The organism is Spiroplasma phoeniceum P40, assembly GCF_003339775.1.
Lineage (GTDB): Bacteria > Bacillota_I > Bacilli_A > Mycoplasmatales > Mycoplasmataceae > Spiroplasma > Spiroplasma phoeniceum.
In genome coordinates this window covers 949,533-964,455 of the sequence record NZ_CP031088.1, presented here as the reverse complement: position 1 = coordinate 964,455, position 14,923 = coordinate 949,533, and the positions used below count along the sequence as shown (strand labels likewise).

Genomic DNA, 14,923 nt, shown 5'->3' with positions numbered 1-14,923 from the left:
TGTATTCTATTAAAAATAATGTATATAGAAAAATAAATAATTCATCTACTACTTTCTATATACTTTTATTATAAATTAATAAATTAATTTATCAATAGAAATAAAAAAGTTTTTTTCAATAAGTAATAATCATTACTTATTATCGTGATGATACCGTCATTAAAATTATTTGTCAAATAAAAAAAACAATTTATAAACAAATAATAAAGGTATTTACAAACAATTATATTTATGTATAATATACTTAATCCTCAGGTTAGACTGTTGGAGGCTCGCTTGCTGAAATGCAGGTGTACATATTGGGGCTGTATAGCCCTTTTACTTTATTAATTAATAATAAAATAATTAAATTAGAACGGATATAAAAATAATGGATATGCTAAAAAAAATAAATAAAAATAGAATTAGAAATAAATGATATTCAAAAATAGTATTTTTTTTAAGTTATGCTGAATATGATAAGGAACAAAATTATTGATGGACATGAAAAGATAATTTATTTGATAGTCATACAAGAAAACAAATAATTGTTCCTTTACTAGAAGAAATTAAACGAATAAATCCTGAGTCAAAAAGAAGTAGAAAAGCTTTAAAAATTGATTATTATATTTTAATAAAAGCAATTAATTTTTGACGTAATAATTATGAAAGAAAATGAATAAAACAAAATATAGATATTGAAGAACTAAAAGTTTATAGATGTGAATACTATAATCCAAAATGTAGTGAGGTTGAATATAGGCCATGTATTTTTAAAAAAATTAATAATTTTAGTAGTAAGGTTATGATTTTTTATTTTTCTAGCAGAGATAAACCATGAAATAGAAAAAATGGTGTAAAAATTAAAGAAATGTATAATAATGATAATGCTAATTCTTTTTTTATTAATACATGAACTAAAATTAAAAATATAAATGAAATAGTAATACTAGATTATTACAATAAAAATAAAAGTATTTATATAGAAGAAAAAACATTTTATCAAATGTTATCTAATTTATATAATTCTTTACAAAAAAAACATATTAATAACGAAGAATTTACAAATTTAAAAAAATACAATTCTATAATAAGAAATTGAAAAAAACAATATAAATCAGTAATATAAAAGTTAAGGATGAATAGAAAAAGAGATTATTAAATCTCTTTTTTATTTTTGAGAATATATTTTATATAATTCAATATAAATTCGGTCTTTATTATCGCGAAAGATTTTATAAGCAAATAGAAGAGCAATAAATCCGTCAATTCGTTTGTTTTTTGATCTTTTAATTGGCATCATATTTTCTTTTTCTTCATCAATAAGAACATCAACATTATTAAAGTGTAATTTTAATAAAGGGTTTTGATTAAAAACAAATTTATTGTCATCAAATTCTAATTTAAGGGCTTTTATAATTGGGCTAATTGTTCTTACTCCAAATCTAATTAAATTATTTATAAGATAAAATCCTGCATTATCTAAATGTTGTTTTAAAAGATATGAGTTAAAAGTATCATATCCTATACCATAACAAATTAAATTATATTTTTTCATTATATTTATAATATAATTAACAATTTCACTAATATTGATTTCTTCTCCTTTGCATAATGTTAATATTCCTTGTTCTTGGTAAAGTTTATATGGAATTTTATCTTCTGTTGTTTTTTCAATTATTCTTGCTTCTGGCATAAAAAATTGTGATAATAATATAAATTCATTTGTGTCTAAATTTGGGATTAAAAATACAACTGCACTTAGATCGTTTGTTTTTGATAAATCAATTCCAATAGTACAAATTCTATTTTTTATTAAGTATTCATCGGTATTAATAATTTTATTATTTTTAGTTTCTAAATCTAATCGACTAAAAAGGGCACTATCTAAATTGCTCTTTAAATTACAATGTTTAATTAAAAAATTTGGTTGTTGAGTTGGTGTAATTAATGCTTCTTGTCATTCGGCTTTAAAATTATCAATATATTTAGAAATACCCAAATTTGGATTAGCTTTATAAAGATTGTTAAAATTTTTTCATTCATTTCTTTCATCAAGTTCATAAATTCAAGGTAAAAATTTATTATCTTTTATTGTGTTTTCTAAAACTTTCTCAGCATAAGAATATCTTTCATCGAAAATATTTTCTCTAATAGATCCATTGGTTGTTATTAATAACATTAAATAATCTTTTCTTTTTGCGGTTGCTGTTCGCATAACATCATAAATGTCACGCTTTTCCATCATTGCTACTTCATCTAAAACAACAAAATAGGGGTTTAAACCATCTAATGTTTTTGTTTCTGATGATAGTGGTTGAAAAAAAGAATTATTATGTATAAACTCTATTTTATCTCGCTTAACTTTTAAAATTTTATTTAAGTTAGGATTAATAAAAATCATTCGTCGCATTTCTTCATAAACTCTTTTTGCTTGATCTCGTTTGGTTGCAATAGAATAAAGTTCGGCATTTGCTTCATTATCTAAAATTAAACTTTTTAAAGCGATTGCAGAAGCAAGGGCGGTTTTTCCATTTCCTCTTCCGACAATTAAGAGTGCTTCTTTAAATCTTCTTAAATTTGTTTTTTTATCATAAAAACCATATAATGCTTCTAAAAATGCTTTTTGCCATAATTCTAATTTAAAATTTTGTTTATTATATTCTCCAGTTGTATGAAAGCAAGATTTTTCAATAAAGCTAATTGTTTTATTTGCTTCTTTGTGATTAAAATAATAATCTTTATTTGATTTTAATTCTTTTACTAATGTGGAAACAATTTTTTTAATTTTTATTCCAACTTTATTTTTATTGGAGTTTTTATTTATTCATTCATAATATAGTTCTAAATTTGTTTTTTCATTATTTGCTTGCATTCTTATTTTTCCTCTGAATTATCATATAAATTATTAAAATTAAAAGTATCGGAATTATCTTTTTGATTAGCTATTTTTATTCATTGTTCTATTATTTCATATCCAGCTTTATAATCTTTATATGCTTGTCCATAAGAAATTAAAGCGGGGTGTCTTACTTCTTTTGGTTTTCCGCGATTATTATCGGTTTCAGAAAATAATTTACCGTCATTAATTAAGGTTTGGATTTCATTATTAATGTTATTTAAAGTTAATTTAAGGGTACAAAATTCTTCTAAAAAATCAAGTTTAATAATATCTAAAATAACATTTTTTTCTTTTAAAAATCGTTTATATTTATTTATTAATTTTTCTTTATCTTTTTCTCAATTTAAAAGGTTTTTTTGTTGGTTTAAGTTATTGTTTTCTTTTGTTAAAATGCTTTCATTTTTTGTCAAAAAAGGGGCATTTTTTGTTAAATTTTGGCTATTTTTTGCTTGTTTTTTGTTATTTTTTAACTCATTCATTTATAAAAACTCCTTTATTTACGGGGTTTTTTATTATTTTTAGTATAAAAGTGCGGTTTTTTTCAAAATTAAAAAAAGTGTACACGGAACCCCACCACATCGGAACCCAAAAAGTCCTTATTTTAAAGGACTTATAGGGGGGTATATAAGTAAAATAAAATTAATATTTATATAACTAATTACACCGTGATGATACCGTCATTAAAATTATTTGTCAAATAAAAAACAACAAAATTAAATGTTGTTTTAAATAAGTAAAAAAATAAAAGAAATACCAAACATATATTAGATGTCTATATTTATTATAAAAATTTATAATATAAGTATAATACTAAAAAATTTTAAAATTTATATTTATTAATTATTTTTTATTTAGTTGTTTAATAATTTCAGTTTTTACAATATCAATTTTTAAAAGTTCTTGAATAAAATATTGTAAATTTTTATTTGCATGATTTCTACGTTCCAAATCTATTGAATAATAATCTAGACCTAGTAATTTACAAAATTCTTGTCCTATCATAATATCCTCTAAAGGTATCTTTTTCTTAAATCCTTTAAATATCTCATTTTTATCATTATTATTAAAACTACACATATAAATTTTAGTCTTAAAACTAACAATTTTAGAAATATCATTTTGAAATTCTAAAAGTTGTTCATATTCTCCAATTGCTTTTTTTGTATCAAAAACTCAACCATCTTTTAATTCAATAATATTTAATGTTTCGTTTGTTTTTTGAATAACTATAAAATCAGGTTCTTTTGAATTACTAACAGATGATTTTTTTACAATTTTTTTGGGAATTATTACAATATTTCAATTTATTTCTTCTCTTCTTAAAATTCTTTCAAATTCATTTACATTACTAATTACATATTCAGATTTTTCCAAAATAATTCTTTCTAGTTCATTACCGTTTGAAATAGAAGTTGAATGAATTTTTGTAATAAGTTCACCTAAATCTATATTATTAAAAACTCTTGCATATGAACCACTTGAATTAATTTTTTTCTTTCTTTCACTAATTAGTGCCATTTTCAGTAAAATCCTTTAAATCTGAACCTAAAAAAAGTCTATTTTTAACTATTGCAGAATCCATTACAGAAAAACTCCCAGCTGCTGGATCTAAAATAACATCTCCCTCATTAGAAACCGCTTCTATTAAAATTTCTTGCAAACCACGTGGTTTTTGGTGTGGGTGAATTTTAACATCAATTTTTTCTGATCAAACATCTCTAATATTACGTGTTTTTCAAATATTTTTAGCCCTAATTGGCGGTTTTTGTAAAATAAGAAGATATTCGCTTTGTTTCCGCGTCCTATAGCCCATTCCCATTCTTTCTTTATCTCATACAATCATATCAACTATTGTTAAATTTGTATTTCTAATTCAAGGTGCAATTCCTTGACATAAATGAAATTTATCTACCCATAAAAAGAGATGTCCTGTTTCCATCAAAACTCTATTTATTTCTTCCATAAATTTCTTAATAGTTATTTCATCCATTTGTTCTAATTCTGAACGTTTTATTTGCCGTTTTCCTTCATTGCCATATGACATTTTATCTAAAATACCTCTATATTGTGGATCAAAAAAAACTACAGGAATTGAGTCATCCTTTAAATTACTAAGTAATTCAAAACCATTTATAAAATATTTAAAATTAAATTTCATAATTTTATTTTTAAATATATCTATACCAAATGGCATTTTTTTTGTTCTAATTTTTGTAAAAACAGATTTATTATTTTCCATATATATTTACCTCATTTCATATTTAATATTATCATCTTTAATTTTAATATATTTAAAATTAAATTATTTTATTATTTTTTATTTAAAAACGATATTTATTATTTTCTTTTTCTTTTTCGGAGATACTGAAAAAATACTATTTTCATCAGTGATTTTTTTTACAGGTATTACAATTCGTTTATTTTCTTTAATAGTTGTTTTATCAAATTTATTAATTATATCGAATAACATTTCCTTAGTTTCGTTAGAAAAATTACCTTTTATATATAATTCATTAGTTATATTTCTTAAATTATCAAAATCAGAATTAATTACATATTTCATTATTTCATCTGATATTTCTTTATTTACTTTTTTCATTTGTATTTTCTCCTTTGTTAATTTTTCTTTTCTGTTTTAAACATTTTTATAAAAATATTTTCTAATACATCAATCACAATGCTATTACCAGCTTGTTTATAAAGTTGTGTTTCTGAAACAACTTTGCTTGCTTTATCAAAGTCTTTATTACTAAACCCCATTAATAATCAACATTCTCTTGGAGTTAATACTCGTAAAAAGTATTCTTTTTCATCAATTAAAAAAGATAATATTTTATTAGTATATTGATTTTGTATTTTATTATCAATCATAATTTTATTGACATTACTTGCTGCGATTGTTCCTATATAATTATTTTCTGTTTTTCAAAACCGATTATATGATCCATTAATTAGCAAACCATCTTTTGCTCGTGGTAAAACAATAAAATTACCATAATCCTTAATTGATGGAATTGCAATAATTCCTGCGTTTCCTCATCGCATTTGTTTTGTTGTAATTGTATAAGCACATTGTTCAATAATTTTAATTTTATTGTTCTCAACTGCTTTTTTCATTGATTCTTGTCTAATAAAATATTTTTCATTTACATTGTTTTCTAAAATATCTTTTACTAAAAATTTTAAATTACAAGGTTGGGAATATTGAAATTTAAAATCTTGCTTTAATGTTGAAATCATAAACAATCTTTTTCTATTTTGGGGAATTCCATAATCCTTGGCATTCATTGTAAAATATTGGTTATGATATCCTAATTTATTAAGTTGATTTTGTAGATTTTGAAATCCAACAAAAAACTTTTTACTTAATAAATTTGGCACATTTTCCATTAAAAGATATTGAGGTTTTATTGGCATTGTTTTTATTAAATCAACAACTTTGTAAGCTAAACCACTTCGATTACCATTTAATCCTTGTCCATTATTATTGGCGTTTGATATGTCTTGACATGGAAATGATCAAGTTATTAAATCGGCATACGGTAAAGTTTCTAATTTGGTAATATCACCTAAATTTGGTGTGTCATAATCATTAAAAATTGCTCGATATGATTTTTCAGCATATTTATCATTATCACAAATAGCAACTATCTTATGTTTAATTTCAATATTTTCTAATGCTTTTCTTTGACTTCCAATTCCAGCAAATAATTCTATTACTTTAATCATAATAACCTCTTTTTATTCTTCTTTATCGATTATTTTTACTTTGCCAGTTTTTTCGTCAATTATGACATTATCGCGATATCCTTTTTCGGTTTTGTGTTCTTTATTGTGGCATTTCATACATAATAGTTCTAAATTTTTTCAAGCAAAAAGTTTATCAATGTTTCAATTAATAAAATCTTGATCGGTAATATATTCTTTGTGATGAACAATAACGCCATTAACTATATATCTTTTTTGATAACATCGTTCACATATTCCCATTTTGCTATTAAAATAATCGTTTCTTATTTTTACTCATTTTTTATTGCGATAAAATTTATGTCTAATTGGACGATTTTTATCATAATCTTTTCAATTATTTTTCATTTTATTAATCAGAAAACATTTCATTAACAGCTTTAGCAATTTCTTCATCATCATTTATTTCATTACTGCTAAATTCTTGTTCTAAATTTAGATTTAATTCATCTTTTTTGTTATTTATTTCAATAACATTGTTATCTTCTTTATTTTTTATGTTAGGATTATCACTAAACTCTTTGCTGTTATTAATAATTATTGCTTGATCATGTTGATAGGCTTCTTGCATTTCAACTGACATAATACCTCATTTTCTTAAAAGTTGGGTTAATACTGTTTTAAGTGCCATTCCCTCATAACTTCCAGCCGTAAATTTTCCGTAAGTTTGATAATTCTTAGAATATGTTTTAAAATGATTTTCGCATTTTTCTTTACTTCAATATAAAGTTTTTTTATAACCATTTAGTAGTTTAAAAAACGCAACATATCCGATTGTTTCTTTTTTTGTTCGCTCATTTTCGTTGGTTATTCATTTAAAATTGTATTCTTGTTCTAATTCATCAAAATTTAATAATTCACCTTGTTTTACTTCTATTGCGTTTATTGTTAAATATTTTCCTGTTCGGATTGCTAACTGAATATAACCCTTATAACCAATTTGCAACTGTCCTTTTCCATTATATGGAACAATATAGGCATATCCTAAGTTAGGATCTAACGGTAAATCTAATAACATTGCTTTTACACAAGCAGATAAAACACTCATTAAATTTATTTTTTCTTTATCAAATAAATTGGGATTATTATTATAAATTGTTAAGATATTTTTACGAAATAAATTAATTTCTTTCTGATTTGTTAATTTTTCATTAATTCAATTATTAACTTTTGAATTATTTAATATTAATTCAATTTTATTATTCATTTTATTTTTTCTCCTTTTTTATTTTTCACAAATAACACAAATAGCAATTATATTTATGTAATTTTGTAAAAAAGCATAATTTTATATTTTTACATTTTAAAAAATGATTACGATATTTATTACATTTTTTCATTATATTTTTTTCTTTCTAAAATTAGATCTAACTTATCATCTTTACAAATAACTAAATTATTTTCACCATAATTTTTTTTAAAATATTCTCATTCCCAAGTTGAATTAATATTGACATCTTCAACATCAATACCAGTTATATATTCACCAAAATAAGTTTTACATGGTTGTTTACCTTTTTCAGAACGATAACATAAAATATATTTATTAGTTTCCATATTTAATCTCATAAAATCGCATCATCATTATTTTCAAATGATTTATTTGCTTCTATTTCTTCTAAACGAATATTTCTTGTTGCTGATTGGGTCTGATTTATTTTTGTGGGTGTTATGGGCGGTGTGCTATTTTTTAAATTATTATTAGTTTGTAAAAATTGACAACTATAAACTCTTACCGTTCACTGTGTTTTATTTTCTTTGTCTTTAAAAGATTGTAAAATACCTGTAATTGCAATTTGACTACCTTTTTGACAATATTGCTGTAATACACTTGCTTGTTTATTTCAAACTTGACAAGGAATAAAATCAGTTTCTTTTTGGGTTGAATGTGGTCTTGTTACTGCTAATTGAAACATGGCATATTCTTTACCATTTTGTGTTCTTTTAATTTCAATATCTTTTGTTGTTCTACCAATGGCAATAAATTGATTCATACTAATATTCCTTTCTAGTGTTTTGGTTTTTTATTTTCTTTGTTGCATTTAAAACAATAACCTCAATATTTTAATTTGGGACAATAGTTTTTAATTTTCATAGTTTCTTTTCTCCTTATTAGAATTATTTTTTAAAAATGTATGCATTATTTCTTGTCATTCTAACTTTAATTGATTGGTAATATTGAAACGATTTATATTAACACCATTTTCGTTAATTATTCAAATTTCACCAATATTACTAGTAAAAATATTATTTTTTTCAAGTAAATAATTATATGCTGTAATTTGTATTTTTGCTTTGTTAATTTTTTCAGCATTAAAGTATTTTCAAGTTTTAAAATCAACAACAATAGCTTTGTTATTTTCATAATAAATTAAATCGGGAGTGCCACACACTTTTCCGTCGGATAAGGGTGTTTCAAACATAATAATTGATTTAATAAAATCGTTTTTTATTCTATTAAAAAAATTATAGAATAACTCAATTATTTTTAAACTTTCTTTTATTGTTGATATTTTTTTACTATTTTTAATAATTGTTTTATAATTTTTTCTATTTTCTGTTTGGAAAATTGCATCATATAAAATCCGTGAAATAAACTCATGAATAATTTTTCCTCTTTCGGTTGCTTTTTTAAAAAGTTCATTATTTTTCATTAATTTATCGTATTGAATTTCAGTATTATTAAAATAACTAATAATAGCGGTAATGCTGGGGAAAACAATATTATCTATAAAATAAGAATGGTTATCTTTTTCAAAATTTACATTATATTTTAATTTAATATTATTACTAATAAATTGCATTATCTTTAAAAATGATGTTTCTTTTCATATAATATTTCTAAACCATTAATATTTGGAATTTCATTATTATTTTCTTTAATTGCTTTTTTAATCGCTTCTTCATCAATAGTTTTAATAATAAATTTTTCTGGCACTTTTTCAATATCAATAATATTTATTTTTAAATCTAATTTTGTTTTTAAACCTTTAACTTTTATGTCTTCTTTATTCAAAATTTCAGAAATTAAATTATTTTCTTTATTATTATTTAATTCTTTTAATTGATTTTCAGCCGCATTCATTCAATTAATTTGTTTAGTCAATATTTCAATTTGAATAACATCTGTTTCTAATTTTTCAAAAGATTTAGTAATGTATCTATACAAACTATCAATTATTTTAAGTTCTGATCGATTATTAACAATTGGAGTTATTATTTTTTTAATTGTAGATTTTAATAATATTTTTAATTCAGTACCATAATCTGCATCACTTTTGTTATTAACTTGAAAATTGTTAATATTTTTAATTAAATTATTCAAATTTTTTAAATCATTATCAATATTTTTTAAAAATAATAAATTATTTGCCACACATTTTTTTAATGTTGAGATAATAAATTCATCTTTATTTTTAAAATCATCTAAATCTTTATTTGTTTTAATAATTTGATTTATTTGATTTTCGCTTTTTATTACATCCATTATTTTTCCTCCTTATTAGGTAATTTGTCATATTTAGGATTATGTTTTAAAACATAATTTTCTTTTAAAACATAGTTGTTTCTTCAAGTATTTTCTGAACAACTTGATAATATACATCTGTCAACTTTTTCACAATTTATACAATATGATTGAGGTCAAAAATCTTCTTTATATAATATTTGTTGTTTTAATTCATCAAGCTCTTTTTTATATGTTTCTAAAATATTTTCAAATATTTCTTTATATGATTCAAGAATAACAGGAAAAGTCAAATCCCCATATTTCCCCGAATCATCTGCTCAATCTAATTGGTCTTTTATTAATTCTTTAACTGTTATATTCATTATTCATCGTCCTTACTAGGTAATTTGTCATATTTAGAATTATCTTTAAGATAAAATGTTATTCCATTATCGCAGCAAATTGAACTATGTTCTCATAAACAAGTTACTTTTTGAAAATCTTCTTTATATAATATTTGTTGTTTTAATTCTGTAAGTTCTTCTTTAAGTACATCATTATCACAAAATAAACAATAATCAGAGTTAATTTGATTAACAGGGCATTGACATTTTTTACAATATTTTGCCATTATTTATCCTCCTCACTAGCAATATGAAATAAGGCAATTAGCACATACATAATGCAATTTAGCTTTAAAATTTTGTCTTAATTCTCTAGCAGAACATTCGCTAACAATAAAATCAATTTCTTTTTGTGTATATCTTTCATCTGAAAAAGACCAATAATAACCATCATAAGGAATATTAAATCCGTCTTCTTGACAATCTTCACAATATTTTCTTTTTCCCATTATTCATCCTCCTTAATAACAGTTAATTGGTCTAATTGTTTTTTTGTAATTCTAGCACCTAATAAACAAGCATTTTCTAAATTAGCACCTACTAAACAAGCATTTTCTAAATTAGCACTTCGTAAATTAGCATATTCTAAATTAGCACATCATAAATCAGCACATCATAAATCAGTACCTTGTAAATTAGCACTTCGTAAATAAGCACCTCGTAAATCTAATGTTTTAATTGCTAAATATTTACTGATTTGATTTTGTTCAACATCAATTCCTGTTAAATCTTTAATTAAATCTTGTAATGTTTTCATTTTATAATTCCTCCAAATTCTTTTCTGCAATTAAAGTATCAATATAGTCATAAGCACTTTCTTCTGAATGACATTCTTCTAATGCTTCATTAAATAAATCTTCTTTTGTGTAAACTTTGCCATCTTCATCTTTTCACATATTATTTATTCTCCTTTAATATAAGTTCTAATAATTTAATAGTTTTTTTATGATTTTCAATGCTTTCAGTATATGGTTTACACATATTTAAACTTTTTTTAAGATATCCATTAAGATTTTCAATGCTTTTTTCCCTATTTTTTATTAATTCATTTATTGATACATAGTCGTCGCTACTTGATATTTCTAACAAGAAATTACCATCATTATCAATAATATTAATAGCGGTATCTTTATTTTGTTCTTGTGATGAAATTTTATAGCAGTACTCATCATCTAATTTATTAATAATTTCTTTTTGAAATTCTGATAATTGTAAATTTCTAATTTCTTTCATATTATTTATCTCCTTGTCATTTAATATTTTCGTTTTCTAAATCAATAATGGTTGTTAATCATTCATTTTCATTTTCAACACTAGCAGTAATTTTTGCTTCTTTTAATGTATAAAACGATTTAGTTAGAACTTCATTTTCAAATTTCATTACTAATAAGTATCTTTTTTCCATAATTTATTTCCTCCGAATATTCTTTTATAGTTATGCCACTATGTCTATGTTCCGTAATGCCACAATAACTATTAAATTTAAATGTCATTTCAAAATGACCATGTATTTTAATTTTTTTTAAAGTTTCTAAGGGTTTATTTTTAATTTCATAATCACTAGGAAGGTATATTCTTCTACATTGATTACAATGTTTATAACTTGCCATTTTTTTCTCCTAATTCTTTCTAGTATTTAATGCTCAATGTTCATCAGTAATTTCATCTTTTGAAACTAGATAACTTCTAAGCATTAATTCATTTATTTTTTTGATGGTTTTTTTATTTAACTTTTTCATCTTTACCTCCTTAAATTTCCTTGGTTAATTTTTTTTATTATTTTGATACTTAATAAATAAAAAGTTGGTAAGCATATTGTGTTTACAATTAAAACTCCGATTATTATTTGTTCTATATTTAAAATTCCAAGATTTAATCAAAAAAGTATAAAATCAATTGGAAAATAAATTATTAAATTTATTAATAATAGTAGGATAATTTTTCAGAAATTATGACATTTTATTAAATAAATAATCCTTAATAAAATTGCTAATAAACCAGTTCCTAAATTTCAACATAATGATCCTAGCGTAAAACCTCATAATGATAAATCAACTAATAAATGACCAACAAAACCAATAAATAAACATCAATATCAATTTAAAATAAAAGTACTAATAAAAACTGGAATTAAAAATAATGGAATTGATGTTCTTAAAATAATTTGTATTCGCATTACTTGGGATAATACAACCATCATCGCAATTAAAACTGCTATATAATTTATGTTTTTAATTAATAAAAAATAATTATTGTTTTTGCATTTTTTTATATTTAGCATAACTAAGGCCCAATTTTTTAGCTTGTCGTTTATCTTTTTGTTTTTGTTTATATTCTTCATCAATTAAATTAATGTTGTTTAATAATTCTGTTTTTTGTAAGTCAGACAAACCACAATTAGATAATGCAATTAAATAAAGTTTTTGTTTTTCTTGTTCTAATTCTATTTTTTCTAACTTAGTCAAAATTGAAGCAATATTCATTTTTTCTTTCCTTTCTCTTAAAATTCAAATTTAAACTGAATATCTTTTAATCTTTTTTTAATTATTTTGTAATATTCATTATTTATTTCACAACCCAATCACTTTCGTTTTAATTGTTCACAAGCATACGCGGTTGTGCCACTTCCCATAAAACAATCTAAAATTAAATCATTTTCTTTACTATATTTACTAATTAATCGATTAAATATATATAATGGTTTTTCTGTTGGGTGTCTCGTTAATTTTTTTCCGATTGAATAATTAAAAATTGTTTTTTTACTTTCATAATCATTTTTATAATTCGGAATTCGATGTTTTTTAGAATAAATTATCATACAATATTCTTTATCTTGATAAATATGATTATTAGTTGGCATTGGATTTGTTTTGTTTCAAAGGATAAAATCATAAAGCATATCTTTTTTACGAACTCAATCTAAATAATCTATAATTTGTTGTCTATTCATTCAAATTAACATAAATTTATTTTTTGAAATTCGATAAAACTCATCTAAATAAGTATTTATATCAAATGAATTATGTAAATTATTATCATAGATAGCATTAATATATTTATTTATGCTTTTGGTTATATTGCTTTTTTCATTTTTTTGTTCGTTTTCTCTTTTTGATAAATTATATAAATAGGGCGGATCAGTTAATATTAAATCAACGCTATCGTTTTCTAATGTCTTTATAAATTCCAAAGCATCTCCATTTATTAATTTTCCTAAATTTGTTTTAAACATTTTTTCACCCTTTGCCTTTCGCTTCACTTTAAAGGTGAACGCAGGCACTATACTATTGTGTTTTAAAATATGCAGTGAGCTTTATATGTTATGTCTATTTAATATATAATCTTAAAACTTTGTATATTATTTAAAACTTTTTTGGGAATATTTTAATTTAAACTTTTTAAGTCTTTAATTAATTGTTCTTTTTTTTCAACACTTAAATTTGTTAAATTATTTTTATTTGTTTTTACTTTTTTAGGTTCACTTGAAAATAATGCTTTTTTCATATTAGTAGAGTAATTTTGTTTATATTGATTATATAAATTAATTAATTCCGTTCCAGTTAAACTCTTTCAAATATTACGCTTTAAATTTTCATCATATTTTAGAATAGGATAAGAATTATCATAAATTAAACCGATTGCTACTTGATTACAATTTTTTTCACTCTGATAAATAAACTTATTACTCAATCAAAAACCAATATGACGATTATGATTAGGTAAATTTATAAAACTTGCTTTTTCTGTTGCAAAAGATATAAAATTCTTACTAATAAAACAATTTTCTATATTCTTATTTTTCTTAACAAAATTAATCAATTTTATCAAAATCTTTCTTTTTTTTACTTTCTTCTATTGTTCTTTTAAATTCTTTAATTTGTGATATATGCTTTTTAACTTCATAAAATAAAATAATAAATAATAAAAATAAATGTAAAGAAAGAAATAAAATATCGTATATTGTTCTTTTATTTGAAATAAAACCGAAAATAATTAAAATAAAACTAATTAAAGATAAAAAATATACAAAAGAATATAATAAATTATTAATAATAAACTGTTTTTTATTTTGTTTTTTCATTAGTTAAAACCTCCTAACTAAATATTTGTTTAATAAACATTGTTATATTTAATGTTTATCTATTGTTTTTTTTAATGTTTTTATATTGTTTATCTATAGTTTATTTATTGTTTAATAAACATTGTTATATTTAATGTTTATCTATTGTTTTTTTTAATGTTTTTATATTGTTTATCTATTGTTTATTTATTGTTTAATAAACATTGTTATATTTAATGTTTATCTATTGTTTTTTTTAATGTTTTTATATTGTTTATCTATTGTTTATTTATTGTTTAATAAACATTGTTATTAACATTATTAAAAATATAAAATAGTAAAAATTGGCACACTGAAAAATACTATTAACAAGTTTAATAAAA

25 protein-coding genes are annotated in these 14,923 nt (G+C 21.8%); 1 reads left to right on the top strand and 24 read right to left on the bottom strand.

Going from position 1 to position 14,923, the window contains the following annotated elements:
* Positions 1-370 precede the first annotated feature (370 nt).
* Positions 371-1,108, top strand: a complete 738-nt coding sequence (locus tag SDAV_RS05995; protein WP_114564891.1) for a hypothetical protein — start codon at positions 371-373, stop codon at positions 1,106-1,108.
* A gap of 42 nt (positions 1,109-1,150) precedes the next feature.
* Here the strand turns inward: SDAV_RS05995 and SDAV_RS05990 are convergent, their stop codons facing one another.
* The 24 genes from SDAV_RS05990 to SDAV_RS05880 form a co-directional block, all read right to left on the bottom strand.
* Positions 1,151-2,854 carry a terminase large subunit gene (locus tag SDAV_RS05990; protein WP_114564890.1) on the bottom strand — a complete coding sequence of 568 codons (1,704 nt, stop codon included), beginning with the start codon at positions 2,852-2,854 and terminating at the stop codon, positions 1,151-1,153.
* Positions 2,855-2,856: 2 nt separating this feature from the next.
* The gene (locus SDAV_RS05985) at positions 2,857-3,360 is read right to left on the bottom strand and encodes a hypothetical protein (RefSeq protein ID WP_114564889.1); all 504 of its coding nucleotides are present in this window, start codon (positions 3,358-3,360) and stop codon (positions 2,857-2,859) included.
* Between the two features lie 361 nt (positions 3,361-3,721).
* The gene (locus SDAV_RS05980; RefSeq protein WP_105298385.1) at positions 3,722-4,399 is read right to left on the bottom strand and encodes a type II restriction endonuclease; all 678 of its coding nucleotides are present in this window, start codon (positions 4,397-4,399) and stop codon (positions 3,722-3,724) included.
* Positions 4,386-5,120 (bottom strand): DNA-methyltransferase, encoded by a 735-nt coding sequence (locus SDAV_RS05975; RefSeq protein ID WP_114564107.1) that lies wholly within the window; start codon positions 5,118-5,120, stop codon positions 4,386-4,388. Before SDAV_RS05975 ends, SDAV_RS05980 begins: the two co-directional genes overlap by 14 nt.
* Positions 5,121-5,198: 78 nt before the next feature.
* Entirely contained in the window at positions 5,199-5,480 is a 282-nt protein-coding gene (locus tag SDAV_RS05970) for a hypothetical protein (protein ID WP_114564108.1), read from the bottom strand.
* 17 nt (positions 5,481-5,497) lie between these two features.
* Positions 5,498-6,610, bottom strand: a complete 1,113-nt coding sequence (gene dcm / locus SDAV_RS05965) for a DNA (cytosine-5-)-methyltransferase (RefSeq protein ID WP_114564109.1) — start codon at positions 6,608-6,610, stop codon at positions 5,498-5,500.
* Between the two features lie 12 nt (positions 6,611-6,622).
* Positions 6,623-6,976 carry an HNH endonuclease gene (locus SDAV_RS05960; RefSeq protein WP_071937496.1) on the bottom strand — a complete coding sequence of 118 codons (354 nt, stop codon included), beginning with the start codon at positions 6,974-6,976 and terminating at the stop codon, positions 6,623-6,625.
* Positions 6,977-6,980: 4 nt separating this feature from the next.
* Complete coding sequence (locus SDAV_RS05955) at positions 6,981-7,835, bottom strand: recombinase RecT (protein WP_114564111.1); 855 nt, start codon at positions 7,833-7,835, stop codon at positions 6,981-6,983.
* A 119-nt stretch (positions 7,836-7,954) separates the two neighbouring features.
* Complete coding sequence (locus SDAV_RS05950) at positions 7,955-8,197, bottom strand: hypothetical protein (RefSeq protein ID WP_114564112.1); 243 nt, start codon at positions 8,195-8,197, stop codon at positions 7,955-7,957.
* On the bottom strand, positions 8,188-8,622 hold the full coding sequence (locus tag SDAV_RS05945) for a single-stranded DNA-binding protein (RefSeq protein ID WP_114564113.1): 435 nt from the start codon (positions 8,620-8,622) through the stop codon (positions 8,188-8,190). The genes SDAV_RS05950 and SDAV_RS05945 overlap by 10 nt, the downstream gene beginning before the upstream one ends.
* Before the next feature lie 90 nt (positions 8,623-8,712).
* Entirely contained in the window at positions 8,713-9,432 is a 720-nt protein-coding gene (locus tag SDAV_RS05940; RefSeq protein WP_114564114.1) for a PD-(D/E)XK nuclease family protein, read from the bottom strand.
* A 5-nt stretch (positions 9,433-9,437) separates the two neighbouring features.
* Positions 9,438-10,115: a hypothetical protein gene (locus SDAV_RS05935; RefSeq protein ID WP_114564115.1), complete on the bottom strand. Its 678-nt coding sequence runs from the start codon at positions 10,113-10,115 to the stop codon at positions 9,438-9,440.
* Positions 10,115-10,459 carry a hypothetical protein gene (locus SDAV_RS05930; RefSeq protein WP_114564116.1) on the bottom strand — a complete coding sequence of 115 codons (345 nt, stop codon included), beginning with the start codon at positions 10,457-10,459 and terminating at the stop codon, positions 10,115-10,117. The genes SDAV_RS05935 and SDAV_RS05930 overlap by 1 nt, the downstream gene beginning before the upstream one ends.
* A complete protein-coding gene (locus SDAV_RS05925) occupies positions 10,459-10,707 on the bottom strand; it encodes a hypothetical protein (protein ID WP_114564117.1) in 249 nt (82 codons plus the stop codon). Before SDAV_RS05925 ends, SDAV_RS05930 begins: the two co-directional genes overlap by 1 nt.
* 15 nt (positions 10,708-10,722) lie before the next feature.
* Entirely contained in the window at positions 10,723-10,929 is a 207-nt protein-coding gene (locus SDAV_RS05920) for a hypothetical protein (protein ID WP_105298404.1), read from the bottom strand.
* The gene (locus SDAV_RS05915) at positions 10,929-11,237 is read right to left on the bottom strand and encodes a pentapeptide repeat-containing protein (protein WP_114564118.1); all 309 of its coding nucleotides are present in this window, start codon (positions 11,235-11,237) and stop codon (positions 10,929-10,931) included. Before SDAV_RS05915 ends, SDAV_RS05920 begins: the two co-directional genes overlap by 1 nt.
* Before the next feature lies 1 nt (position 11,238).
* Positions 11,239-11,376 (bottom strand): hypothetical protein, encoded by a 138-nt coding sequence (locus tag SDAV_RS12020; RefSeq protein ID WP_157092848.1) that lies wholly within the window; start codon positions 11,374-11,376, stop codon positions 11,239-11,241.
* A 1-nt stretch (position 11,377) separates the two neighbouring features.
* Positions 11,378-11,713, bottom strand: coding sequence for a hypothetical protein (locus SDAV_RS05910; protein WP_114564119.1), 336 nt, complete (start codon positions 11,711-11,713; stop codon positions 11,378-11,380).
* A 1-nt stretch (position 11,714) separates the two neighbouring features.
* A complete protein-coding gene (locus SDAV_RS12015) occupies positions 11,715-11,885 on the bottom strand; it encodes a hypothetical protein (RefSeq protein WP_186823328.1) in 171 nt (56 codons plus the stop codon).
* 336 nt (positions 11,886-12,221) lie between these two features.
* The gene (locus SDAV_RS05900; RefSeq protein WP_114564121.1) at positions 12,222-12,761 is read right to left on the bottom strand and encodes a hypothetical protein; all 540 of its coding nucleotides are present in this window, start codon (positions 12,759-12,761) and stop codon (positions 12,222-12,224) included.
* The gene (locus tag SDAV_RS05895) at positions 12,730-12,963 is read right to left on the bottom strand and encodes a hypothetical protein (RefSeq protein WP_114564122.1); all 234 of its coding nucleotides are present in this window, start codon (positions 12,961-12,963) and stop codon (positions 12,730-12,732) included. Before SDAV_RS05895 ends, SDAV_RS05900 begins: the two co-directional genes overlap by 32 nt.
* Before the next feature lie 17 nt (positions 12,964-12,980).
* Positions 12,981-13,712, bottom strand: a complete 732-nt coding sequence (locus tag SDAV_RS05890) for a DNA-methyltransferase (RefSeq protein WP_114564123.1) — start codon at positions 13,710-13,712, stop codon at positions 12,981-12,983.
* A 152-nt stretch (positions 13,713-13,864) separates the two neighbouring features.
* Entirely contained in the window at positions 13,865-14,299 is a 435-nt protein-coding gene (locus SDAV_RS05885) for a DUF3627 domain-containing protein (RefSeq protein ID WP_114564124.1), read from the bottom strand.
* Positions 14,292-14,561, bottom strand: a complete 270-nt coding sequence (locus SDAV_RS05880) for a hypothetical protein (protein ID WP_114564125.1) — start codon at positions 14,559-14,561, stop codon at positions 14,292-14,294. Before SDAV_RS05880 ends, SDAV_RS05885 begins: the two co-directional genes overlap by 8 nt.
* Positions 14,562-14,923 lie beyond the last annotated feature (362 nt).